Source organism: Burkholderia pulmonis, assembly GCF_984667975.1.
The window spans coordinates 2,872,408-2,893,938 of sequence record NZ_OZ480187.1 but is presented as its reverse complement, the minus strand read 5'-3'; the positions used below and the strand labels follow the sequence as shown (position 1 = coordinate 2,893,938).

Sequence of the window (21,531 nt, the reverse complement as noted above, 5' to 3'; positions counted from 1 at the left end):
CAGCCATTTTGAGATGACTCATCGAAATCCCCGACTGACAGGGCGCCGGCAGACGCCCTATCCTTTGAAAAACGTTTTCCAGATTGATTGGCGAAGCGGCCCGTGCGCAACAGCGCGCCGCCGTCCGCCCCGGCGCCCGGTTGCCGGTCAACGAATACCGTGCGGCGCGACGGGCGCGGCCGCGCATCGGAGACATTCATGCAATCTGCCGTCGTCGGCGCCGTGCGCGCAGCCGCCAGCCGCTACCGCTGGACCGTCTGTGCGCTGCTGTTTTTCGCGACCGTCATCAACTACATGGATCGGCAGATCCTCGGCCTGCTCGCGCCGATGCTCCAGCACGACATCGGCTGGAACCAGGTGCAGTACGGTCGCATCGTGATGGCGTTTTCGGCGTTCTATGCGATCGGCCTGCTCGGCTTCGGGCGCATCGTCGACTGGCTCGGCACGCGCGTGTCGTACGCGGTGGCGATGCTGGTGTGGAGCATCGCCGCGATGCTGCACGCGGCGGTCGGCTCGGTGATGGGCTTCGCGTTCGTGCGCGCGCTGCTCGGGATCGGCGAGGGCGGCAATTTCCCGGCCGCGATCAAGACGACGGCCGAGTGGTTCCCGCGCCGCGAACGCGCGCTTGCGACCGGCATCTTCAACTCGGGCGCGAACATCGGCGCGGTGTTCGCACCGGCGATCATCCCGGCGATCGCGGTGGCCTACGGCTGGCGTTCGGCGTTCGTGATCATCGGCGCGATCGGCCTGGTATGGCTCGTGGTGTGGCTCGTGCTCTATCGCCAGGCCGATACGCGCGCGCTCGCCGCGGAGTACGACGAACCGCGCGACGAAGCGGAAGCGCTCGACGCGGCGAATGCGAACGCCGGTGCGCCGCGCTGGGGCGAACTGATCCGCAAGCGCGAGACGTGGGCGTTCCTGATCGGCAAGTTCCTGACCGATCCGGTGTGGTGGTTCTACCTGTTCTGGCTGCCGAAGTGGCTCAACGAATCGCGCGGGATGGACATGCAGCACATCGGCCTGCCGCTCGTCTGCATCTATGCGCTGACGACGGTCGGCAGCATCGGCGGCGGCTGGCTGTCGTCGGTGCTGCTGCGGGCGGGCTGGAGCGTGAACGGCGCGCGCAAGACGGCGATGCTGATCTGCGCTTGCTGCGTGCTGCCGATCGCGTTCGTGTCGCAGGTGCAGAGCCTGTGGGTCGCGGTGCTGATCGTCGGCCTCGCCGCCGCCGCGCACCAGGGCTGGTCGGCGAACCTGTTCACGACGGCGTCCGACCTGTTCCCGCGTCGTGCGGTCGCGTCGGTGGTCGGCATCGGCGGGATGGCCGGCTCGATCGGCGGCGTGCTGTTCTCGGAAGTGATCGGGCAGGTGCTGCAGCGCACGGGGCACTACTGGGTGCTGTTCGCGATCGGCGCATCGGCCTACCTGATCGCGCTGGCCGTGATGCATGTGCTCACGCCGAAGATGAAGCCCGCGAAGCTCGACGCCTGATTGCCGCTCGCCAAACGAACGCGCCGCCCTCGGGCGGCGCGTTTTCTTTTGGCATGCCGGAAGGGGCGTGGTCAGCCGGCCGACGCCGTCGACGCACGCATGATCAGCCGCGGCTCGAACGTCGAATAGCTCGCGTCGGTGCGCCCCGCGAGCGCGTCGATCAGCTTCTGCATCGCGAGCTCGCCCATGTTCTCGCTCTGGATGTCGACGGTCGTCAGCGCGGGCGCCGCGTATTCGCCGTACGGCACGTTGTCGATGCCGGCGACCGACACGTCCTGCGGCAGCCGGAAGCCGAGCGACGCGGCTTCCTTCATGAAGCCGAGCGCGATCAGGTCGTTGTAGCAGATCACGGCCTGCGGGCGCTGCGGCCCGAGCATCACGCGCGAGCACGCGCGCTCGCCGGCCTCGGCGGTCGGCGCGTGCGCATCGTGCACGTCGAGCGTGAGCCCCGCTTCGGCGAGGCAGTCGCGTGCGCCCTGGATCCGTTCGTCGTTCACGCGCGCGGTGCCGAAGCCGAGATAAGCGATGCGCGTGTGGCCGAGATTGAGCAGGTGCCGCGCGAGCATGTAGGTCGACAGCCGGTTGTCGATGCCGACGCTCGGAATCGGCAGGCCGGGGCTGCGGCGCAGCAGCACGAGCGGCTTGTTTAGGTCGAGCATCCAGCCGGCTTCCTCGTCGGGCATCCGCGTGCTGACGATCAGCCCGTCGACGCGCTGCGCGAGCGCTTCGATCAGCGAGCGTTCGCGCGCCTGGCTCTCTTCCGTATCGACGAGCAGCAGCGTGTAGTCGTGTTGAAGCGCGACGCGGTTCGCGCCTTTCACGACGTTGGTGAAGTGCGGATTGCTGATGTCGAGGATCACGAGGCCGATCGTGCGCGTGCGGCCGGTGATCATCGAGCGCGCGAGCGGGTTCGAACGGTAGCCGAGACGCTCGATCGATTCCTTGAGCCGTGCCTCGACGGTCGGCGAGAAGCGCTGCGTGCCGTTCACGTACTTCGATACCGTCGCGACCGACACGCCGGCTTCCGCGGCCACGTCGCGGATCGTCGGGGAAACTTTTTTCATCGGAAGGGTAACGTTTTCGTTCTATGACGCCGGATTGTGGCAGAAAAAGCCGGCCCGCGGCCAGCCGTCGATATCGGGAAAGTGCGGATGGCTGAGAGCAGGTTCGATTATTGACGTTCAGCGGTGCTCCCGCGTATAGTTGGAAAACGTTTTCCGATTTGGGTCAGATTCAAGGAGATTCGATGAACGCCTCATCCACCGCCGCGCGCAAACCGTTCGGCCGCCTGCTGCTGACGGGCGCGGCCGGCAACCTCGGCCGCCAGTTGCGCGGCGCGCTGGCCGACTGGGCCGACGTCGTGCGCGTCAGCGATATCGCGGCGCTGGACGACGCGGCCGCGCATGAAGAAATCCGCGTGGTCGACCTGGCTGACCGGCCGGCCGTGATGCAGCTCGTCGACGGCGTGGACGCGATCGTCCACCTCGGCGGCATTTCGGTCGATGCGCCGTTCGACGATCTGGTCGGCGCGAACATCACCGGCACGTACAACCTGTACGAAGCCGCGCGCAAGCACGGCGTGAAGCGCGTCGTGTTCGCGAGCTCGAACCATGCGATCGGCTTCCATCCGGTCACCGAGGTGCTCGACGCCGATTCGCCGTTGCGCCCCGACAGCCTGTACGGCGTGACGAAGTGCTTCGGCGAATCGCTGTCGCGCTATTACTTCGATCGCTTCGGGATCGAGACGGTGTGCCTGCGGATCGGCTCGTCGTTCGAAGTGCCGAAGAACCCGCGCATGCTCGTCACGTTCCTCAGCTATCGCGACTTCATCGAGCTCGTGCGCTGCTCGCTGCTGACGAACCGCGTCGGGCACGCGATCGTCTACGGCGCGTCGGACAACCCGGTGAAGTGGTGGGACAACACGAAGGCCGGTTTCCTCGGCTTCCGCCCGCGCGACAGCTCCGAGCAGTTCGCCGGGTTGTTCCCGGTAGCGGCACCGACCGCCGAGTATGACGATCCCGCGCAGCGGTTCCAGGGCGGCGGATTCGTCGTCGGCGAGCCGATGGAGCGGAAGGCGTCGTAAGCGGTGCCGGCAGCGCCGGCGTCGAGACTCAGCGCAGGATGTCGGTTGCCTTGTGCCGCTCGTCGACGCCGTCGATCAGGATGACCGGGCCGCTCGCGTGCCGTGCGCGCAGCGGCTTGATCTGCCGGTACGCATCCGATTCGTACCAGGCGCGCGCCGTGTCGAGATCGGGAAACGCGATCGCGATCAGGTCGCCGCGCCATGCGCCTTCGCGTACCTCGGGCCGCGCGCCGTGAATCACGAAATGGCCGTCGTACGGCGCGAGCGTGCCGTCGATGCGTTCGAGGTATTCGACGATGTCGTCGCACATGTCGACGTCGTGCAGGTGGGCGAGGGCGTAGGCGGTCATGGCGGGCTCCTTGGCGTGATGCGATTCGAGGGGCGATGGAGCCATGATCGCGGCGCGGGCGGCGTGCGTCGATTACCTGCGACGTAAGCAAATCGCAACCCACGCGCGCCTTGCCAGCCGGCCGTGCGTCGGTAAGAATGCGGCGAGACCACACGCGGCCGCCCGTCGAATCCGCGCCTGACGGCGCATCCCGGTACGCGTGACGACAACGAAACCCGCATGGCGGCCGCTCCGGCGCGTTCGCCCGCTCACCACGCCACGCCACGCTACCCGTCATGATCCGGCGCGCTTCCCGCCATCCGCTCGCGATCGCCGCGATCGTCCTGATGCTGCTGCTCGGCGTCACGCATCTGGTCGTCGCCCAGCTCGACGCGCGCGCCCGCGCGGCCGCCGACCTGAAGTTCGGCGAATTCGTCACCGATACGAGCAACAAGATCCAGGTTCAACTGCTGCGCTACGTGGACGTGCTGTCCGGCGTGCGCGGGCTGTGGTCGGTCGTCGGCGAGCCGACGCGGCAGCAGTTCGGCGACTACGTCGCGTCGCTGCACGTGGCGCAGCGGTTTCCGGCGCTCGAAACGATCAACTACTGCGACTACATCGCGACCGCGGATACGCAGTCATACGAACAGGCGATGCGCGTGCGGCTGAATCGGCCCGATTTCAAGGTGTTTCCGGCCGATACGTCGCATGTGTACCGGATGGTGTTGCGCTACAACGTGCCTTACAACGCGGTCTACGTCGGGCGCGACATCGCGACGAATTTCGGCTGGAACGTCGCGGAAGACACGAACCGGACGGGGGAGCCCTATACATCGGGCGTCGGCGTCACGCAGCTCGACGGGCACGTCGGCCCCGGTCTCGGTATCCGCCTCGCGGTGTATCGGGGCGGCGAAGTGCCGCCGCCGGCCGAGCGCCAGTCGCGCGCGATGGGGTCGGCCGGCATCTTCGTCGACGTGCGTTCGCTGATCCGCGAAGCGGTGCCCGACGACGACTGGCAGTTCGTGTCGCTGCGGCTCCATACGGTGGCCACACCGGGCGAGCTCGTCGACGACGCGCGCCGCACGCTGTTCGCGTACGACAACGATGCGCTCGCCGGCAAGCCGACGATGACCCAGCGACGCACGTTCACCGTCGCCGGCCGGCAGTTCGTGCTCGACATCGCGGTGCCGGCCGGCCACTTCCAGGACGCGATCGGCCGCCATCTCCGTGCGATCGGCTACGCGCTCGGCAGCGCGATCAGTCTCGCCAGCGCGTTCATCATCTACCTGCTGCTCGTGTCGCAACGGCGGCTGTCCGACACCGTCACGCAGCAGTCCGTGTCGCTGGCGAGCACGCAGCACCAGGTGTCGACGCTGCTCGACGCGCAGTTGCGCGCCGAGCGCGAGCTCACGCGGCAGGGCGAGCGCGAGCGCCAGCAGATCGGCCGCGAACTGCACGACGATCTCGGCCAGAAGCTGACCGGCGCGTCGCTGATGCTGAGTACGCTCACACAATCGCGCCGCGATGGCGCGGACGACCGGCAGCAGGTGATCGACAAGGTATCCGCGATCGTCGCGGACGGTATTCATACGATTCGTACGCTGTCGCGCGGGCTGTCGCCGTTCGACGGGTCGCCGCACGACCTCGCGGCCGCGCTGCGCGAACTGTGCGGCGACATCGACCGGATCGTTGCCGACGGCTGTCACCTGAGCGTCGAGTACGATACCGAGCTGCTGTCGCCGGATGCGTCGCTGCACCTGTACCGGATCGTGCAGGAATCGATCTCGAACGCACTGCGGCACGGGCACGCGACGCGCATCGAAGTCGCGCTGCGCGACATCGACGGCCGCGTCGCGCTGTCGATCCACGACAACGGCACGGGCTTCGCGCCGGGCGTCGATCCGGCCGCCCAGCCGGCGTCGCGCCTCGGGCTGCGGAGCATCCGCTCGCGCGCGCAGCTGCTTGGCCTGCATGCGCGCTTTCTCACCAATGAAACCGGCGGCACGACCGTCGAAGTGGACTGATTGATGAACCAGACCATCGTGCTCGTCGACGATCACCCGATCGTTCGCGAAGGCCTCGCGACGCTGCTGCACGCGGTGCCCGGCTACCAGGTCGTTGCGCAGGCCGGCAACGAGCGCGACGGCCTCGACGCCGTGCGCACGCACCGGCCCGACATCGCGGTGGTCGACCTGATGCTCGGCGACACGCTCGCGCTGCGGCTGATCGAGACGATCGCGCAGACCTGTCCCGACACGGCGGTCGTCTGCATCTCGATGCACTCGGACGCCGCGTATGCGGAACCGGCCGCGCTCGCGGGCGCACTCGGCTACGTGAACAAGGCGAACGTGAGCCGCACGATTCTCGATGCGATCGATTCGGTGTTGCGCGGCGTACCGTATTTCCCCGCGGAAGTGCAGCAGAACCTGCTGCGCCGCGCGCGCGGCCAGGCCGCGAAGCCCACGACGCCGCTTGCCGCGCTGTCGCCGCGCGAGATCGAGATCCTGCGGATGATCGGCGAAGGGCTGACGAAGCAGCAGATCGCCGAGCGGATCGGCCGCAGCGCGAATACGGTCGAAGCGCATCGCACCAACATCAAGCGCAAGCTCGGCCTCGACAACAACGCCGAACTGATCCGCTTCTCCGCACTGAACCTGTCCGCCACACCTGCGCGCTGACCCGCAAAGCGGGGCCCCCTCGCTCACGGGTTGATGGCCGGATCGATCCGTCGAGCGATTGTCCGGCCCGCTTGCCGGCCCTACGATCCCGATCCATACGACAACAACGCTGCGGGGTCTTCATGCCATTCCGACTTTTGCCAGACAGGCCCGGCGCGGCCGGCCTGTTGCCGGACCCACGCAGCCTGACGGCCTGAACGCAGCGGCCGCGCGCACGGCAAGTGCCTGCCGTCGCGCGTGCCGCCGTTCGTGCGCCGCATGCCGGCAGCGACTTCGTCGCGCCCGCTTCGTCGTTCATCACGATTCACCACCACAAGAGCGAGACCACGATGAAACAACAGACCCTGGCCGGCCTGGTCGCCGGCACGACCCTGCTCGGCGCGCTGGCCGGATGCGGCGGCGGTGGCGACGGCGGGTCGCCGTCGTCGAACGGCGGCGGCACCGGCAACGTGACGACGACGCTGAGCGGCACGGTCGCGACCGGTGCGCCGCTCGGCAACGTGACGATCACGGCCTACGACGCGGGCGGCAATGCGTGCGGCTCGGCCGTCAGCGCGTCCGACGGGACCTACGTGATGAAGAACATCCACTGCTCGTCGCCGTTCCTCATCGAGGCGCAGACGGCCGACGGGCTGCTCGTGTCGCCGTTCGTCGGATCGGGCATCGTGTCGAACATGAACCTGACGCCGCTCACGACCGGTATTTTCTTCGGCACGATCGCGAAGAGCGGCATCACGCGGACGCTGACCGACTCGCTGCAGACGCTCGACGCCGCCCAGCTCAAGGGCTATTACGCGAACGTCACCGCCGACCTGCAGGCGATGTTCCCGCCGTCCGCGTATGGCGTCGACTGGACGAGCATCGATCCCGTCACGACGCCGTTCCAGGCGAATCACCAGCTCGTCGATGCGGTGCTCGATCATCTCGGGCTGATTCGCCCGACGGCGGACAACCCGTCCGTCACCTACGTGAACACCCGCACGAGCCAGAAGTTCTCGACGACGGCGTCGGACAGCGGCGGCGCGGCCGCCGTCAGCGGCGTAACGACGCAGGCGCCGATCGCATCGTCGGTCGCGCCGGCGAACACGACGGTCGGCTATCTCGACTTCAACTATCGGCAGCCGCTCGCGTCGACCACGAGCCTGCGCGGATCGATTCTCGATGCGGGCGCGTCCGGCGCAGCGGGCGGGATCGCGGGCACGGTGTCGTTCGGCAGCCCGCAGGTTGCATCGGCGTTCACGAGCGTCGGCGGCAACTACACGTGGGGCTCGAATATCGCGGCGGCCAGCGGTTTCGATGCGAGCGCAACCGATTTCAACCTGCCGGCCGTCGCGATGCTGTGCCAGTCGCTGCCGGGGCAGGGGACGGGGCCGTCGAACCTGAAGTCGACCGACGTGCTGGTGCCCGCGGACGCGGTGCCGGTGACGCAGGCGTCCGACCTCGTCGGCGTGTCGTTCACGCGTTACTACGAGGATTGCCTGCAGGGCGGCACGAGCCCCGCGACGACGACGGGCAACTACCTGTCGTTCGACGGGCAGGGCGGCGCGACCTTCGTCGTCGCGAACGGCGGGTCGACGCCGCTGACGATCGCGGTGCCGGCCGCGCAGGTGACGGGCGCGCTGACGGGCACGCCGCTCGTGTCGCTCGGCGGCCAGCCGGGCAGCACGGTGCTGTCGGCGTACCGTTATCAGACCGCGTACGGGCTCACGCGCTACGTGCTGGTCGAGCGCGGCGGCGCGGATGCGTCGTCGGCGTATGTGGGGATCTGGTTGCAGTAACCGGTGGCGGGTCGACCGGCGCGGTGCGCATGTCTGCACGTCGCGCCGGTCGATTTGCGTGGCGGGGAGCGTGCCCGCCCGATGCCGTCAAGGCTTGCGGCAGGCCGGATCGCTAGCGTGCCCCTCGCTCGCTTCACACCAGTAGCCCGGCCGCCATGCGGCGAATGCGACGGGCCGGGCCGCATCGGCGCGCGTAACGCGCACCGGGTCGGCCTTCAGCGCATCGCCGTCCGGCTCGTCGTTGAATCGCCAGTTCCGGAACACTTCGCGATGGAACACCCACGTGTGGTGCGCGACGTCGTAGCGAAACGTCACGCGGTCGCGCCAGTGGCTGTGGCCCGCGAATACGCCCTGTTCGACGGTGAACGTACGCGGCTCGACCGTGAGCGCATTCTCGGCGACGCCATCGAGATACGGGTCGCCCATGCCGCCTTCGTCGGCTTTCATGATCACGGTGTCGTTGCGTGCCGCAAGCCGATAGCGTCCGTCCTTGCCCTGCAGGAAGATCAGCAGCGGCCGCAGCGACGGCGTGCTCATCGAATCGTCGGGCTGATGCGCGACGACGACATAACCGTTGCGGGCGCTGTCGGCCAGACGGCCGGATGCGACATCCAGCGCCTCATAGCCGGCGGGCAGTTGCGCGACGATGTCGGCCGGCAGATCTGAAGTGTCGGGGCAGCGGATCGACGAATGCGTGTCGTCGCATGTCGCGGCAAACGCAGTGCCGACGCCGAACGTCAGCAGCGCGGCGGCGAGGCATCGTCTGATGCGGGGGATCGTCATGCGGACAGGGTCATGAGGTTGCGCTGCGGAAGCCGGCGCGCGGGTGGATTGATCGATGGATGACGCCGTGCAATCGGTCACGCACGCTTGCGCGCCGGCCGCACGACGGGCGCGGGCGCCAGCGGCTCGCTGGCCTGCTCGCACAGCCGGTCGAGCATCCGCTGCGCGGCGCCCGCGCAATCCTCGCCCGCCGGCTTGTTCTCGATCTCGTCGATCAGCGTTTCCAGATGCTGCCGGTTCTGCGCGAGCCGCTGTTCGAGCAGCGCGATTTCGTCGACCTTGTGCCGCAGCGCGACCAGCAGCTCGTCGCGCGGCCACGCGCCGAGATCGGGCGGCAGCACCGCGCGGATTTCGTCGAGCGCGAAGCCCGCGCGCTGTGCGCGGTCGATGATCGCGAGCCGGGTCAACGCTTCCGACCCGTATTCCCGATAGCCGTTCGCCTGGCGGCGCGCCGGTTCGAGCAGCCCGCTCGCTTCGTAGAAACGGATGCGCGACGCCGCGAGGCCGCTCGCCTTCGCCAATTCGCCGATTTTCATGTTGCGCTCCAAAAGAGGCTTGACCTTGAAGTTGACTTTAAAGTTATCGTTGGTCATCGTCAATCGAGGACATCCACCATGAATCTGTTTGCGCCGCTGACACTGCCCAACGGGGCGGTGATTCCGAACCGTCTGGCCAAGGCCGCGATGGAAGAAAACATGGCCGATGCGGACCACGCACCGTCCGACGCGTTGCTCCGCCTGTACCAGGCGTGGGCCGACGGTCAGGTCGGCCTGGTCCTGACCGGCAACGTGATGGTGGACGGCCGTGCGATGACGGGGCCGAACGGCGTCGTGCTCGAAAACGACGCGCATCTCGACCGTTTCCGCCAATGGGCGCAGATCGCCCGCTCGGGCGGCGCGCACGTGTGGATGCAGATCAACCATCCGGGGCGCCAGATGCAGGCGGCACTCGGCCAGACGACGCTCGCGCCGTCGGCCGTGCCGCTCGCGCTCGGTGCGCTGTCGAAGCAGTTCCCGGTGCCGAAGGAGATGACGCAAGCCGATATCGCCGACGTGCAGCAGCGCTTCGTGCGCGCCGCCCAGCTCGCGGAGCGAAGCGGCTTCACCGGCGTGCAGGTACACGCGGCGCACGGCTATCTGCTGAGCCAGTTCCTGTCGCCGCTGACGAACCGCCGGCAGGATCGATGGGGCGGCAGTGTCGAGAATCGCGCGCGCCTGCTGCTCGACATCGTGAAGGCCGTGCGCGCGACGGTGTCGCCGGAATTCGTCGTCGCGGTGAAGCTGAACTCGGCCGATTTCCAGCGCGGCGGCTTCAGCGCGGACGATGCGAAGCGCGTGGTCGAACTGCTGAATCCGCTCGGCGTCGATCTCGTCGAGCTGTCGGGCGGCAGCTATGAAGTGCCGGCGATGCAGGGCGAGGCGCGCGACGGGCGCACGCTGGCGCGCGAAGCGTATTTCCTCGAATTCGCACGCGACATCACGGCCGTCGCGCGGATGCCGCTGATGGTCACGGGCGGGATCCGGCGCCGTGCGGTCGCCGAGCAGGTGGTGAACAGCGGCGTGGCGATGGTCGGCATCGCGACCGCGCTGTCGATCGATCCGAACCTGCCGCGCGACTGGCGCGCGGGCAAGGACAGCGCGCCGGTGCTGCAGCCGATCCGCTGGAAGAACAAGGCGCTGGGCGCACTGGCCAACATGGCCGTCGTCAAGTTCCAGCTCACGCGGCTCAGCGAAGGGCGGGGCACGCACCCGCAGGTGTCGCCGCTGCGCGCGCTGGTGGGGCAGCAACTGGCCGCACAGTGCCAGACGCGGCGCTACCGGAAGTGGATGGCTGGGCGTGTGGCCGGCACGCGTGCGTGACGGGCCGATACGTGTTTGAAAGCGGCCGTTCAAGGTTGGTCGACCCGCCGCCCGGCGGGTCGTGTCGAGGCGCGATACTTTCGGATTGCTTTCCATAATATCGCGCCCGTTTACCGCGTTATTCAGGCACCTGAGCGCCATTTCAGCGTGGCATAATTCGCCACCTTCATCGCTCTCCACCTGCTTCGCGCGTCATGGTCGTCGCCCGTTTCCGCAAACCCGGCAGCCTGATCGGATTGATCGCAATCCTGATGATGGCGCTCGCCCCCGCGGTTTCGCAGATGATGGCGTCGCGTCACCGGCTCGTCGATGCGCTGGCCGTCTATTGCACGGTCGGTGCCGACGATGCGTCGATCGCACACGACAACGGCAAACCCGCGCATCGCGCGAAAGCGCACTGGCAGGCGTGTCCTTATTGCAGTTTCGTGGCGCACGCTGCCGCGCTGCCTGGTCATGCCGTCGCTTTCGCCGTTCCGCTCCCTGATTCGCAAAGGCCGGTTGTATCGGCATCGATTCCGGCCCGCATTCGCGTCGTTCACACCATCGCGCAATCGCGCGCGCCACCTGCGTTCTCCTGAGTTCGTCTGACTTTTCCGGCTGACACGCCGTCGCTTCTCGACCGGCCCTGTCGGCCGCGCGTCGCACGCGCGTGCGACGGCCTCGAACGACAACGGGAGAACATCCACCATGCCCCGCTTTACCGAACGGCACGCGCCCCGCGCATGTGCCGCGCTGCTGGCCGCCTGCGCCGGCCTGTCCCATGCTTCGCTCGCAAGCGCCCATGCGGTGGTCGGCGACCGCGTGTTTCCCGCAACGATGACGGTCGACGATCCCGGCGTCGGCGATGAATTCGACATGCAGTTCGGCCACACCAAGTCGCCCGACGGCAATGGCGACAACATGAACGTCAATACCGTGTCGTATGAGTGGGACAAGCTGATCACGAGCAATCTGGCCTTCAGCGTCGGCAGCCAGTACGTATCGCAGAACGATCCGAATGGCGGCTCCGCGAAGGGCTGGGACAACGTGACGCTCGGCGTGAAGTACCTCGTCTACACGAACGCCGCGCACGAATTCATGGCGTCGGTCGGCCTCGTGACCGAGATCGGCGGCACCGGCGCGAAGTCGATCGCGAGCCCGTACTCGACGTTCACGCCGACCGTCTATTTCGGCAAGGGCTTCGGCGATCTGCCGGCGTCGCTCGGCTACCTGCGTCCGTTCGCGCTCACGGCCGAACTCGGGCCGAACCTGACGACGGCGTCGTCCGACCAGGGCCCGAATTCGTTCGGCTGGGGCCTGACGCTGCAATACAGCATCCCGTATCTGCAGCAGCAGGTGAAGAACCTCGGCCTGCCGCAGCCGTTCAGCAACATGATCTTCGTCGTCGAGGCGCCGATGAGCACCTGCACGGCGGGCGCATGTGCGGGCCAGACGACCGGGACGCTCAACCCGGGTGTACTGTGGCTCAATCGCTACGGGCAGTTCGGCGTGGAGGCGCAGATTCCGGTCAATCACGCGAGCGGCAATCACGTCGGCGTGATCTTCGATGCGCATCTGTATTTCGACGACCTGTTCCCCGGGTCGCTCGGCAAGCCGCTTTTCTGATCGACGGAGAAACCGCATGAACATCCTGACCACGATGCGAATCATGGCCGCCGCACTGCTCGTGACCGGCGCGCAGCTCGCGCAAGCGCATGCGTTTCCGACGCATCAGGCGCCGTCCGCGGGCGAGACCGTGACGGCGTCGCCGGCGCGCGTTGCGATCGATTTCGACGACGGGCTCGAACCGGCGTTCAGTTCGATTGCCGTCACCGACGCGCAGGGCCGTGCCGTCACGAACGGCAAGGCCGAAGTCGATACGTCGAACCGGAAGCACATGTCCGTGGCGCTGAACCCGTTGACACCGGGCGTCTACACGGTCGCGTGGGTGGCCGTCGCGCTCGATGGCCACCGCACGCAAGGGCACTATGCGTTCACGGTGAAGTGACGATGCCGGCGCACGCGCCGGCGGGCGCGTGCGCCGGATGGCGTGCCGTCAGAACCGGTAGTTCGCGAGCACTTCGACGCGCCGGTCGTTGCCGAGCAGGTACTGCGTCTCGTTGTAGTACGCGGACTGCACGAAGCGGCGGTTGAACACGTTGTACGCGCGGGCGGTGATCGTCGTGTCCTTGCGCGGCTTCCACGCGAGGCCGAGGTCGACGGTCGTATACGACGGCATCACGAGCTGGTTGGCCGGATCGGCAAACCGCTTGCCGACGTACTTCACGCCCGCGATGCCCGTCCAGTCCGGCGCGAAGCGCCAGCTCACCCACAGGTTCGCGAGCCGCTGCGGCACCGATGTCGGCACATTGCCCGCGCGCGACACCGTCGTGCCGCCGGACGGCTGCTGGAAGTCGTCGTATTTCGCGCGCAGGATCGACACGTTCGCATCGACACGCCAGTCCTTCGCGATCTCCGCGCCGACCGTCGCCTCGAGCCCGCGCGACGACTGCTGGCCGACCTGGATCGACTGGTTCGGGTTCACGGGATCGGCCGTCAGGAGGTTGCTCTTCACGATCCGGTACGCGGCGAGCGTCCATTCCGCCTTGCCGTCGAGGAACGACTGCTTCACGCCGATCTCGATCTGCCGGCCGGTCGCGAGCGTGAAGTTCGCCTTCGATGCATTCAGCGACAGCAGCGAGCTGACGGGATCGGCCGCGACCGAATACTGGCCGTACACGGCGAGGCCGGGCCGCACGTCGTACACGGTGCCGATGCGCCAGCCGGTGTTCGCGAACACCTTCGAGAAGGCGCCGCCGTTCACGAGATCGTCGCGGTTCACGCTCGCGTGGTCGTAGCGCAACCCGCCGATCACCGACCAGCGCGGCGTGATCTCGAGCCGGTTCTCTGCGAACAGCGCGTACTGGTTCGACTGGCTGCGGTACTTCGGATAGGTGCCGGCCGTGTTGATGAAGCTGCCCGGATCGAAGTTGAACGGATCGACCGTCGACGCGCCCGAATACGGCGAGTTGTTGTCGTGCTGGAACGTCGTGTGGTTGAACTCGAAGCCGGTCGAGAACGTGTTGCGCATCCCGAGCAGCGCGCTGCCGACGGTGGCCGTCGTCACGTTGCCGTACTGTTCCTGGTCGTGGAAGATTTCCGTGTAGCTGCTGCGGCGGACTTGCGCGGTCGACGGCAGGTACGTGTAGTACTCGGCGTCCTTCCAGTGGCGATTGCTCTTCATCCGGTACAGCGTGCTCGTCACGTTCAGGCTGTCGCTCGGCTGCCAGTTCGCCGATACGGTGGCCCAGCTGTCGCGGAACGCGATGTCGCTGTCGCCGACGTTGTAGTTCTTCCTGTCGAGCGCGCGATCGCGTGCGCCGTTGACGAGCGGCACGCCGAAATACTGCATCGGATGCATGAAGCCCTGCGCGTACGACGCCGTCACGTACAGGTCGGGCGTCACGTCGTAGCGCAGCGCGCCGGAGATCGACAGGTTGCGCGAATCGCCGCGGTCGACCCAGTTCGACGAGCGGTTGCCGCTGATGTCGAAGCGGTACGACAGCTTGTCGTTGATCGCGCCGCCGCTGCCGAATGCGGCCCGCGCCGTGCCCTCGGTGCCGCCGCCGACCTGCAGCTCGTTCTGGATCGGGCCGCGGGTCGGCTTCTTCGGCACGATGTTGACGACGCCGCCGATCGCGCCTTCGCCGTAGATCACCGAAGCGGGGCCGCGCAGCACGTCGATGTGGTCGACCGACCACGTGTCGAACGGAAACGTGACGCCGATCGCGCCGTACGGACGTACGCCGTCGTAGAGCTGCGTGACCGACGACGCGCCGACGAAGCCGCGCGCGGCGAGCTCCGAGTTGCCGTTGCCGGGGTGCGGCGACGCGCTGATGCCGGCGGCGCGGCTCACTGCATCGATGATCGAGCTGTCGCCGCGCGTGTCGAGCGTTGCGCGGTTGATCTGCTCGACGCTTGCGGGCGTTTCGAGCGGCGACAGGCCGAGGTGGCTGCCGGTGTCGAGCGGTTGCGTGAGCGGGGGCGCTTTCTGCGCAGCGACGCGAATCGGTTCGAGCATGGCGCCGGTGCCGTCGACGCCGTTTTCCTGCGCCTGCCCGGCTGGAGAGAAGGCCGCGAAAACGGCGGCGGGCAACATCAATCTGAACTTCATTGTTTCGGTTTCCTTCGAATGGGGGAAGCGCTTGCGTCGATCACGCTGCCGCGCGCGTCGCACGGCCGAACATCAGGCGGTCGATCAACCAGACTGCCGCGATCGTCAGCCCCATCAGCGGGAAGACGATCCCGAGCAGCACGAGCCCGGCGATCCAGCCGCGCATCGGCGGCGTGCCGCGTTCGCGCGACGGTGCGCCCAGCTTCCCGGCCGGGCGGCGCTTCCACCACATCACGGTGCCCGTGACGGCCATCGCGGCCAGCCCGAGCGACAACACGGCGCAAATGATCTGGTTCGCGAGCCCGAAGTAGCGGCCCATGTGCAGCGACGTGCCGTACGACACGGCCTGCGATACCGCGCCGTAGTTGTCGTAGCGGATGTCCTTCAGCACGGCGCCGCTGTACTGGTCGATGTAGATCGTGCGTTCCGCCTTCGGGTCGGCGGGGAAATACGACGCGGTGAACACGCCGTCCGCGCCGGACGGCAGCGCGAGCGTGTAGCCGCTCGTCACGCCGAGGCCGGCGACGGTCGCGATCGCGCGGGCCAGCGGCAGCGGCGCCGGCGTCGGGGCCGACGGCGAATGCGGAACGGGGACGTTGCCGACCGCCCACGGCGTTTGCGGCAGCGGCAGGTCGTCCATCACCATGCCCGGCATCGAGTCGTCCGAATCGTGGTGGTGACCGGCCGTCGCGGCGGCCGGCGCGGGCGCAGGCCCGGACGTCGTTGCCGTGCCCGGACGCGTCGAGCGGACCGATGCGCCGCCCCAGGCACCTTCCGGCGCGCCGAGATTCACGGTCGCGGCGAGCGCCTTGAAGTTCTTGCCCCACGAGCCCGACCACGGCAGCCCCGTCAGGATGAACGCGACGGTGCCGGCCGCGAGCCAGATGCCGGCCGTCGCGTGGAAGCTTTTCCACAGCGGCCGGCCGCGCAGCGACAGGTCGGGCCGCAGCGCGCGCCCGACGCGCGCGGTGCCACGCGGCCACCACAGCGCGATGCCGGTGCCGATCATCACGAAGGTCCAGCACGCGGCGAGCTCCATCAGCAGCTCGCCCGTCTTGCCGAGCAGCAGCTTGCGATGCAGCATCCGGTCGACCTGCATGAAGCGGTTGTCGACGCTCAGCGTACCGAGCACGCTGCCGTCGTACGGGTTCAAGTACACGCTCTCGCGGCTGCCGTCGCGCAGCCGGAATACGTATTCGGCGCTGCGGTCCGGTGCCGTGGAGACCTGCACGGACACCGGCGTTGCGCCGGCCGGCATCGCGGTGCGTGCACGGGCGAGCAGCGTATCGGCGTCGAGCCGCGGCGTCGCGCGCGGCTCGACGACCAGCCGGTGCGGGTACAGCAGCGGCTCGATCTGCGGCTGGAAGCAGTAGAGCGTTCCCGTGATCGCGAGGATCACGAGGAACGGCATCACGAACAGGCCGGCATAGAAGTGCCAGCGCCAGAGCGTCCGGTAACCGGCGCTTGCGGAACGGGTGGGCGAGATTGCCCGATCGACGGTCGTCGACATGGTGTCAGCTCCTCGAGTTCGTCGAGCGGCGAGACCGGCGCGGGCCGGCTGCCGTCAACGGGCGTCGCACCCGCATGCACGTATGGACGGAACGGGCGGCGCGGCGTCGTGCGCAAGCGAGGCGCAGGACGGCGTCGCCCGCGCGAGGCGGGCATGCGGGTGAACGCGTGAATCAGGTCGTGTGAAACGAACGGCGTGAAGGCGCATGCACGTCGACGTGCACGCGCCACAGGGCGGAACGTTCAGCAGAACCGGGGAGGTGCGCGGGAAGGCGGGCGATCGTCGAATATCGATCGCACGAAGGGAGGACTGTCGAAATGAACGCGGAACCGTCGTGGCGCCGCGGCGGGAAACAGCAGCACCAGCAGCACGAACGACGCGAGCGCCGTGAATAGCGCCGCACCGAATGCGCACAGGCTGTCGCCGTTTCCGGAGGCAGCCGTCTTGTCGGCATGCGCGTCATGCCGGAGCGCTTCGACGAGTGCCAGCGCATCGTTGGCCGGCGTGATCGGTGCGCCCGCATCGAAGCGGGCGGCCAGCGCGGCGCCGGTGACGATCAGCGGGCCGCGGCCCGAACACAGCACTACCGAGCCCGCATCCGGACCATCCGGATCGAGCATCACGGCGCCCGACATCAGCGCGCGGGACAGCAGCGTCACGAGGAGGAATCCCCACAGCAGTTGTCGCGCGACGCCTTGCCGGAGCAGGAAGTGGCGAAGTGCGTTCATGGCGCGCGATTGTACCGCCGTTTACGCGGAGGAGCCTGCGTGGAGCACGGGTGGGAGGTCAGTTCCGGCCGAGGCCGGCGAGGTTCATGACCGGTGTGCTGCCCCGGCGGAACCGGGCGCGATGTCGTGTTCGTCGCCGGAGTCGTCGTCAGCCAGCAGGTCGGACAGATCGTCCGGCGACAGCCGTCGCATCGCGCGTTCGACGGCGTGATCGTAGCGGCGGTCGTTCGGATCGAGATGCTTCTGCGCCTTGCGCCCATACCGCTTCACGAAGACGCCGAGTTCGCCGGCCAACCGTGATTTCCGGTTCGTGATGCTCACGCGGCGAGCTTACCGGGCATCCGCGCGAATCGGCAGTAACCGGCGTGAACCCGATCGTCGTGCGCGGCAGTCGATGCGTCGTGCCGGCTCAGACGGGATACGCATCGTCGACCTTCAGGTTCGCGAGCCGGAACAGTGTGCGCAGCGTCTGCGGATGAATGTCGCGGTGCGCGGCGAGCGACGTCAGCATGAAGTCGAGCACCTTCGCATAGCGCAGCAGCACGAGGCAGCGCGCGAGGTCGGGCGTGCGGCCGCGCATGTCTTCGGAGAGATTGACCATTTGCGTCGACAGCGTGCGGGCCATCTCGAGTTCCATCTGCTGTTTTTCGGTCCAGTCGGGCAGCGGCTGTTCGAGCACTTTCGCGAGAAAGAGCTGGAACGACGGATCGGACGAGTTGGGCAGCGTATTCATGAAGGGCCTCGTTGCATGTTCGGGTCGTTCGGGCGGCTTCGTGGTCACGCCCGAGGGTGGGTTCATGTCCGCGCGATGAGCGGCGCGGCTTTTATCCGAACGGAATGCAGATTCCGTACCAGCACCGTCAGACGATTGTTGAGTAATGTTGAGCGGTGTTACGGCGCGGTCGGCGAGTCCCGCCGGGACTGGATCGCGCAGGCGGTCGAGGAGGGTGTCTACGGGCGGGAAACGCGGCGCATCGGGTACCGGAAGCGGCCCGGCGAGGCGAAATGCTTCACGGATGTAACGTAACGCGGGCATCGGACGCATCGCGTATCGGCCGGCGGGCGGCTGGAGCGACGCGTACCGGGCGGTCCGGCCACGCCTGCCGTGCGTCTGCCGGCGGGAAGCGGCGGCACGGGGCGAGCGATGTGGTGTCGCGGGAGCCGGTGGCGAATGCGCCGGTTGTTTCAAAACAGAGACGGTCTGGTCTGGCGAGCGGCGATCCGGTCGCCCGGTCGGTGAACTGGCCCAGCGACGGGGCGCACAATTGTCCATGGGCAGATGGCGCGCGTTTGCCAACAATCTCCGGATCATCCCTGCGAGGTTCGACATGAGCGTCCATACCTTCTTCTCGGCCAACCTGCTGCTTGCCTACACGGCCTACTTCATCGGCACGGCCAGCCCGGGGCCGAGCAATCTGGCGATCATGTCGGTGGCCGCGAACCAGGGCCGCAAGGCGGCGCTCGTGTTCGCGCTCGGCGTGATTTCGGGGTCGATGTTCTGGGCGACGGTGGCGGCGCTCGGCGTGTCGGCCGCGCTGCTCGCGTGGTCGAAGCTGCTGGTCGCGATCAAGGTCTTCGGCGGGCTGTACCTGTTGTGGCTCGCGTTCAAGTCGGGGCGCACGGCGCTGGCGGGGGCTGCGGCGGCATCGACGAACACGGCGGGCGAGCAGCGGCTGTCGCACTTCTACGTGCGCGGCGCGATGCTGCACCTGACCAATCCGAAGGCGATCCTCGTGTGGGTGTCGATCGTCGCGCTGTCGTCGAACGGCGCGGGCGCGTCGCATGGCGCCGTCGTGCCGGGCTGCCTCGCGATCGGCTGCGCGGTGTTCGGCGGCTATGCGCTCGTGTTCTCGATGGACGGCGCACGCCGGCTGTACGTGCGCGGCCGCCGTGCGATGGAGGCGTGCCTGGCCGTCGTGTTCGGTGTGGCGGGGATCCGGTTGCTGGTGACGAACGTGTAGGGTGGTGCGGGCCGATCGGGTCACGGATGACCGGCGATATCAGCAGATGGGGTGCGTGCCCAACTAGACGACCCCGCCGCACCCATGCACGGCGGAGGCCCCGCATCAAAGCCGCTTCAGAAAATGAAGCCCGTATTGATGAACTTCGAGTGGTGATCCGACACGATCGAATCGAGCAACTGCTTGCTGGCCTCAGTCTGCTTGGCCGCGACCATCGAGCGGATCGAGAACGCGCGCAGCGCGTCGCTCACCGACAGCGTGCCTTCGGCCGAATCCTTGCGGCCCGCGAACGGGAACACGTCGGGCCCGCGCTGGCACTGGCAGTTGATGTTCACGCGGCACACCTGGTTCACGAGCGGATCGACGAGCGCGCCGATCTGCGCCGGATCGGAACCGAAGATGCTGACCTGCTGGCCGTGATCCGACGTCGTCACGTAGTCGAGCGCGGTGTCGACGTCGTCGAACGGCGCGACCGGAATGATCGGCCCGAACTGTTCCTCGCGGTACAGCTTCATCCCTTCCGACACCGGATACACGACGGCCGGGTAGAACAGCGTCTTGCTGAACTCGCCGCCCGAATGATTGACGACCTGCGCGCCTTTCGCCTTCGCGTCGTCGATCGCATCCGTCATGTACGCCGTGCGATGCATGCCCGGCAGCGGCGTGATGCTGACGCCTTTCTCCCACGGCATGCCGATCTTCAGCTGCTCGAGCGCGGCGGTGAAGCGCTTCAGGAATTCGTCGACGATCGAGCGATGCACGAGCAGCATCTTCAGCGCGGTGCAGCGCTGGCCGTTGAACGACAGCGCGCCGAGCAGGCACTCCTTCACGGTGAGGTCGAGATCGGCGTCGGGCAGCACGATCGCCGCGTTCTTCGCGTCGAGGCCGAGGATCGCGCGCAGCCGGTGTGACTTCGGGTGCTGCTTCTTCAGGTGATCGGCGACCTTGCTCGATCCGATCAGCGCGAGCACGTTGATCTTGCCCGACGCGAGCATGTGCGGCACGACCACCGCGCCCGGCGCGTAGATCGTGTTGATCACGCCCTTCGGGAACGCGTCGCGGAACGCTTCGAGCAGCGGCTCGAACAGCAGCGTGCCGTACTGGGGCGGCTTGAATACCACGGTGTTGCCCATCAGCAGCGCGGGGATCAGCGTCGCGAACGTTTCGTTCAGCGGATAGTTGTACGGGCCCATGCACAGCACGACGCCGAGCGGCGTGCGGCGGATCTGGCCGATCGTGCCTTCGGCGATCACGAAGCGCGAGTTCGCGTTGTCGAGCTCCTTCAGCGCGTCGATCGTCTGCGTCATGTACGTGACGGTGCGGTCGAATTCCTTCTGCGAATCGGCGAGGCTCTTGCCGATCTCCCACATGATCAGGTTCACGACGAGTTCGCGCTGCGCGACCATCCGCTTGATGAAGTCCTGCATGCACGCAATGCGCTGCTCGACCTTCATCGTCGGCCATTCGCCGCGGCCTGCATCGTAGGCGCGTACCGCGGCGTCGAGCGCCGCATCGCTTTCCGTTTCGCCCATCACGGGGTAGCTGCCGATCTCGACCTGCTCGACGCCGCCGTCCGCCTGCCGCACGCACACGGGCGACAGCACGGTCTTGGTCGCGCCGTCCCACGGTCGGAGTGCGCCATCGACGAGCGACACGCGCTGGTGGATCGGCGCCGTGAGCCGGAATTCGGCGGGGATGTCCTGAAAGGCGGGAAACAGCTGCTGCAGGGAAGCGGAATCGGGCATGACGGTCTCGTTTGACGGGGTGTCCGGGAAGGACGGGCAATGCGAATCCTGAGCTGAATGATCCTCGATCCTGAATCGGCATCATGACGCGCACACGACTGCACGTCACGCGGGAACCTGGCCGATTCAGCGAATGGAACCAGTTCCATTAAAAAGGAACGCCGTCGCGAATGCAAGAATTGCCGAGTCGTATCGCGTGATGCGTAAGCATTTGGAAAGACTGTCACCGAATGATCGGTATAACGTGCATGAGGCGCCCGCAAACGTTTCACTTTGACCGGTTTGAGCGGATAATGGCGCAGCGCGTCGAAGAAAAACATGCAGTGAACCTGAGAGCAGACGTAGTGAAGAACAGAAGAAGGTCCGCCGCGCCGCCGATACGAGGTCGGCTGCCCGGAGCGCCGGGTCGGGGTTGCCCGGTCCGGCGCGCACCG

19 protein-coding genes and 1 pseudogene are annotated in these 21,531 nt (G+C 67.4%); 10 read left to right on the top strand and 10 right to left on the bottom strand.

The window, feature by feature from the left end; genetic code table 11:
- Positions 1-198 precede the first annotated feature (198 nt).
- Positions 199-1,491 carry an MFS transporter gene (locus tag AC5LXK_RS29725; RefSeq protein WP_493392213.1) on the top strand — a complete coding sequence of 431 codons (1,293 nt, stop codon included), beginning with the start codon at positions 199-201 and terminating at the stop codon, positions 1,489-1,491.
- 71 nt (positions 1,492-1,562) lie between these two features.
- On the opposite strand, the pseudogene AC5LXK_RS29720 reads toward AC5LXK_RS29725, so the two are convergent.
- Positions 1,563-2,666, bottom strand: a pseudogene (locus AC5LXK_RS29720) (LacI family DNA-binding transcriptional regulator).
- A 71-nt stretch (positions 2,667-2,737) separates the two neighbouring features.
- Between AC5LXK_RS29720 and AC5LXK_RS29715 the strand changes: the two are divergent.
- The gene (locus AC5LXK_RS29715) at positions 2,738-3,574 is read left to right on the top strand and encodes an NAD-dependent epimerase/dehydratase family protein (RefSeq protein ID WP_493392212.1); all 837 of its coding nucleotides are present in this window, start codon (positions 2,738-2,740) and stop codon (positions 3,572-3,574) included.
- A 28-nt stretch (positions 3,575-3,602) separates the two neighbouring features.
- Here the strand turns inward: AC5LXK_RS29715 and AC5LXK_RS29710 are convergent, their stop codons facing one another.
- The gene (locus AC5LXK_RS29710) at positions 3,603-3,923 is read right to left on the bottom strand and encodes a DUF1330 domain-containing protein (protein WP_493392211.1); all 321 of its coding nucleotides are present in this window, start codon (positions 3,921-3,923) and stop codon (positions 3,603-3,605) included.
- A gap of 275 nt (positions 3,924-4,198) precedes the next feature.
- Between AC5LXK_RS29710 and AC5LXK_RS29705 the strand changes: the two genes are divergently transcribed.
- The 3 genes from AC5LXK_RS29705 to AC5LXK_RS29695 all read left to right on the top strand — a co-directional run bounded on the left by AC5LXK_RS29705 (position 4,199) and on the right by AC5LXK_RS29695 (position 8,358).
- Positions 4,199-5,926 (top strand): sensor histidine kinase, encoded by a 1,728-nt coding sequence (locus AC5LXK_RS29705; protein WP_493392210.1) that lies wholly within the window; start codon positions 4,199-4,201, stop codon positions 5,924-5,926.
- A 3-nt stretch (positions 5,927-5,929) separates the two neighbouring features.
- Positions 5,930-6,580, top strand: coding sequence for a response regulator (locus tag AC5LXK_RS29700; protein ID WP_493392209.1), 651 nt, complete (start codon positions 5,930-5,932; stop codon positions 6,578-6,580).
- A gap of 329 nt (positions 6,581-6,909) precedes the next feature.
- Entirely contained in the window at positions 6,910-8,358 is a 1,449-nt protein-coding gene (locus tag AC5LXK_RS29695; protein WP_493392208.1) for a hypothetical protein, read from the top strand.
- A gap of 87 nt (positions 8,359-8,445) precedes the next feature.
- Here AC5LXK_RS29695 and AC5LXK_RS29690 read toward each other — a convergent pair whose 3' ends face one another.
- Positions 8,446-9,141 (bottom strand): hypothetical protein, encoded by a 696-nt coding sequence (locus tag AC5LXK_RS29690; protein WP_493392207.1) that lies wholly within the window; start codon positions 9,139-9,141, stop codon positions 8,446-8,448.
- A gap of 77 nt (positions 9,142-9,218) precedes the next feature.
- A complete protein-coding gene (locus AC5LXK_RS29685; protein ID WP_493392206.1) occupies positions 9,219-9,677 on the bottom strand; it encodes a MerR family transcriptional regulator in 459 nt (152 codons plus the stop codon).
- 78 nt (positions 9,678-9,755) lie between these two features.
- Between AC5LXK_RS29685 and AC5LXK_RS29680 the strand changes: the two genes are divergently transcribed.
- The 4 genes from AC5LXK_RS29680 to AC5LXK_RS29665 all read left to right on the top strand — a co-directional run bounded on the left by AC5LXK_RS29680 (position 9,756) and on the right by AC5LXK_RS29665 (position 12,987).
- Positions 9,756-11,000, top strand: a complete 1,245-nt coding sequence (locus tag AC5LXK_RS29680) for an NADH:flavin oxidoreductase/NADH oxidase family protein (RefSeq protein ID WP_493392205.1) — start codon at positions 9,756-9,758, stop codon at positions 10,998-11,000.
- Positions 11,001-11,194: 194 nt separating this feature from the next.
- Positions 11,195-11,578: a DUF2946 domain-containing protein gene (locus AC5LXK_RS29675; protein WP_493392204.1), complete on the top strand. Its 384-nt coding sequence runs from the start codon at positions 11,195-11,197 to the stop codon at positions 11,576-11,578.
- Between the two features lie 109 nt (positions 11,579-11,687).
- Complete coding sequence (locus AC5LXK_RS29670; protein ID WP_493392203.1) at positions 11,688-12,605, top strand: hypothetical protein; 918 nt, start codon at positions 11,688-11,690, stop codon at positions 12,603-12,605.
- Between the two features lie 16 nt (positions 12,606-12,621).
- Positions 12,622-12,987 carry a copper resistance CopC family protein gene (locus AC5LXK_RS29665; protein ID WP_493392202.1) on the top strand — a complete coding sequence of 122 codons (366 nt, stop codon included), beginning with the start codon at positions 12,622-12,624 and terminating at the stop codon, positions 12,985-12,987.
- A gap of 48 nt (positions 12,988-13,035) precedes the next feature.
- Here the strand turns inward: AC5LXK_RS29665 and AC5LXK_RS29660 are convergent, their stop codons facing one another.
- From AC5LXK_RS29660 to AC5LXK_RS29640, 5 genes are all read right to left on the bottom strand, one after another.
- Positions 13,036-15,153, bottom strand: coding sequence for a TonB-dependent receptor (locus tag AC5LXK_RS29660; protein WP_493392201.1), 2,118 nt, complete (start codon positions 15,151-15,153; stop codon positions 13,036-13,038).
- A gap of 40 nt (positions 15,154-15,193) precedes the next feature.
- The gene (locus AC5LXK_RS29655; RefSeq protein ID WP_493392200.1) at positions 15,194-16,663 is read right to left on the bottom strand and encodes a PepSY-associated TM helix domain-containing protein; all 1,470 of its coding nucleotides are present in this window, start codon (positions 16,661-16,663) and stop codon (positions 15,194-15,196) included.
- A 242-nt stretch (positions 16,664-16,905) separates the two neighbouring features.
- Positions 16,906-17,391 carry a hypothetical protein gene (locus tag AC5LXK_RS29650; protein WP_493392199.1) on the bottom strand — a complete coding sequence of 162 codons (486 nt, stop codon included), beginning with the start codon at positions 17,389-17,391 and terminating at the stop codon, positions 16,906-16,908.
- Positions 17,392-17,475: 84 nt separating this feature from the next.
- Complete coding sequence (locus AC5LXK_RS29645) at positions 17,476-17,685, bottom strand: hypothetical protein (RefSeq protein WP_493392198.1); 210 nt, start codon at positions 17,683-17,685, stop codon at positions 17,476-17,478.
- A 115-nt stretch (positions 17,686-17,800) separates the two neighbouring features.
- On the bottom strand, positions 17,801-18,124 hold the full coding sequence (locus tag AC5LXK_RS29640) for a DNA-binding protein (protein WP_493392197.1): 324 nt from the start codon (positions 18,122-18,124) through the stop codon (positions 17,801-17,803).
- A gap of 595 nt (positions 18,125-18,719) precedes the next feature.
- On the opposite strand from AC5LXK_RS29640, the gene AC5LXK_RS29635 reads away from it, so the two are divergent.
- The gene (locus tag AC5LXK_RS29635; RefSeq protein WP_493392196.1) at positions 18,720-19,352 is read left to right on the top strand and encodes a LysE family translocator; all 633 of its coding nucleotides are present in this window, start codon (positions 18,720-18,722) and stop codon (positions 19,350-19,352) included.
- 116 nt (positions 19,353-19,468) lie between these two features.
- Here the strand turns inward: AC5LXK_RS29635 and AC5LXK_RS29630 are convergent, their stop codons facing one another.
- The gene (locus AC5LXK_RS29630; protein WP_493392195.1) at positions 19,469-21,097 is read right to left on the bottom strand and encodes an NADP-dependent glyceraldehyde-3-phosphate dehydrogenase; all 1,629 of its coding nucleotides are present in this window, start codon (positions 21,095-21,097) and stop codon (positions 19,469-19,471) included.
- Positions 21,098-21,531 lie beyond the last annotated feature (434 nt).

Excerpts from the sequence above, each read along its gene's own strand:
- AC5LXK_RS29680 (WP_493392205.1), top strand. The coding sequence starts at position 9,756 with ATGAATCTGTTTGCGCCGCTGACACTGCCCAACGGGGCGGTGATTCCG.
- AC5LXK_RS29690 (WP_493392207.1), bottom strand. The coding sequence starts at position 9,141 with ATGACGATCCCCCGCATCAGACGATGCCTCGCCGCCGCGCTGCTGACG.
- AC5LXK_RS29725 (WP_493392213.1), top strand. The coding sequence starts at position 199 with ATGCAATCTGCCGTCGTCGGCGCCGTGCGCGCAGCCGCCAGCCGCTAC.
- AC5LXK_RS29640 (WP_493392197.1), bottom strand. The coding sequence starts at position 18,124 with ATGAATACGCTGCCCAACTCGTCCGATCCGTCGTTCCAGCTCTTTCTC.
- AC5LXK_RS29705 (WP_493392210.1), top strand. The coding sequence starts at position 4,199 with ATGATCCGGCGCGCTTCCCGCCATCCGCTCGCGATCGCCGCGATCGTC.
- AC5LXK_RS29700 (WP_493392209.1), top strand. The coding sequence starts at position 5,930 with ATGAACCAGACCATCGTGCTCGTCGACGATCACCCGATCGTTCGCGAA.
- AC5LXK_RS29715 (WP_493392212.1), top strand. The coding sequence starts at position 2,738 with ATGAACGCCTCATCCACCGCCGCGCGCAAACCGTTCGGCCGCCTGCTG.
- AC5LXK_RS29695 (WP_493392208.1), top strand. The coding sequence starts at position 6,910 with ATGAAACAACAGACCCTGGCCGGCCTGGTCGCCGGCACGACCCTGCTC.
- AC5LXK_RS29685 (WP_493392206.1), bottom strand. The coding sequence starts at position 9,677 with ATGAAAATCGGCGAATTGGCGAAGGCGAGCGGCCTCGCGGCGTCGCGC.
- AC5LXK_RS29660 (WP_493392201.1), bottom strand. The coding sequence starts at position 15,153 with ATGAAGTTCAGATTGATGTTGCCCGCCGCCGTTTTCGCGGCCTTCTCT.
- AC5LXK_RS29665 (WP_493392202.1), top strand. The coding sequence starts at position 12,622 with ATGAACATCCTGACCACGATGCGAATCATGGCCGCCGCACTGCTCGTG.
- AC5LXK_RS29630 (WP_493392195.1), bottom strand. The coding sequence starts at position 21,097 with ATGCCCGATTCCGCTTCCCTGCAGCAGCTGTTTCCCGCCTTTCAGGAC.
- AC5LXK_RS29655 (WP_493392200.1), bottom strand. The coding sequence starts at position 16,663 with ATGTCGACGACCGTCGATCGGGCAATCTCGCCCACCCGTTCCGCAAGC.
- AC5LXK_RS29650 (WP_493392199.1), bottom strand. The coding sequence starts at position 17,391 with ATGAACGCACTTCGCCACTTCCTGCTCCGGCAAGGCGTCGCGCGACAA.
- AC5LXK_RS29710 (WP_493392211.1), bottom strand. The coding sequence starts at position 3,923 with ATGACCGCCTACGCCCTCGCCCACCTGCACGACGTCGACATGTGCGAC.
- AC5LXK_RS29675 (WP_493392204.1), top strand. The coding sequence starts at position 11,195 with ATGGTCGTCGCCCGTTTCCGCAAACCCGGCAGCCTGATCGGATTGATC.
- AC5LXK_RS29670 (WP_493392203.1), top strand. The coding sequence starts at position 11,688 with ATGCCCCGCTTTACCGAACGGCACGCGCCCCGCGCATGTGCCGCGCTG.
- AC5LXK_RS29635 (WP_493392196.1), top strand. The coding sequence starts at position 18,720 with ATGAGCGTCCATACCTTCTTCTCGGCCAACCTGCTGCTTGCCTACACG.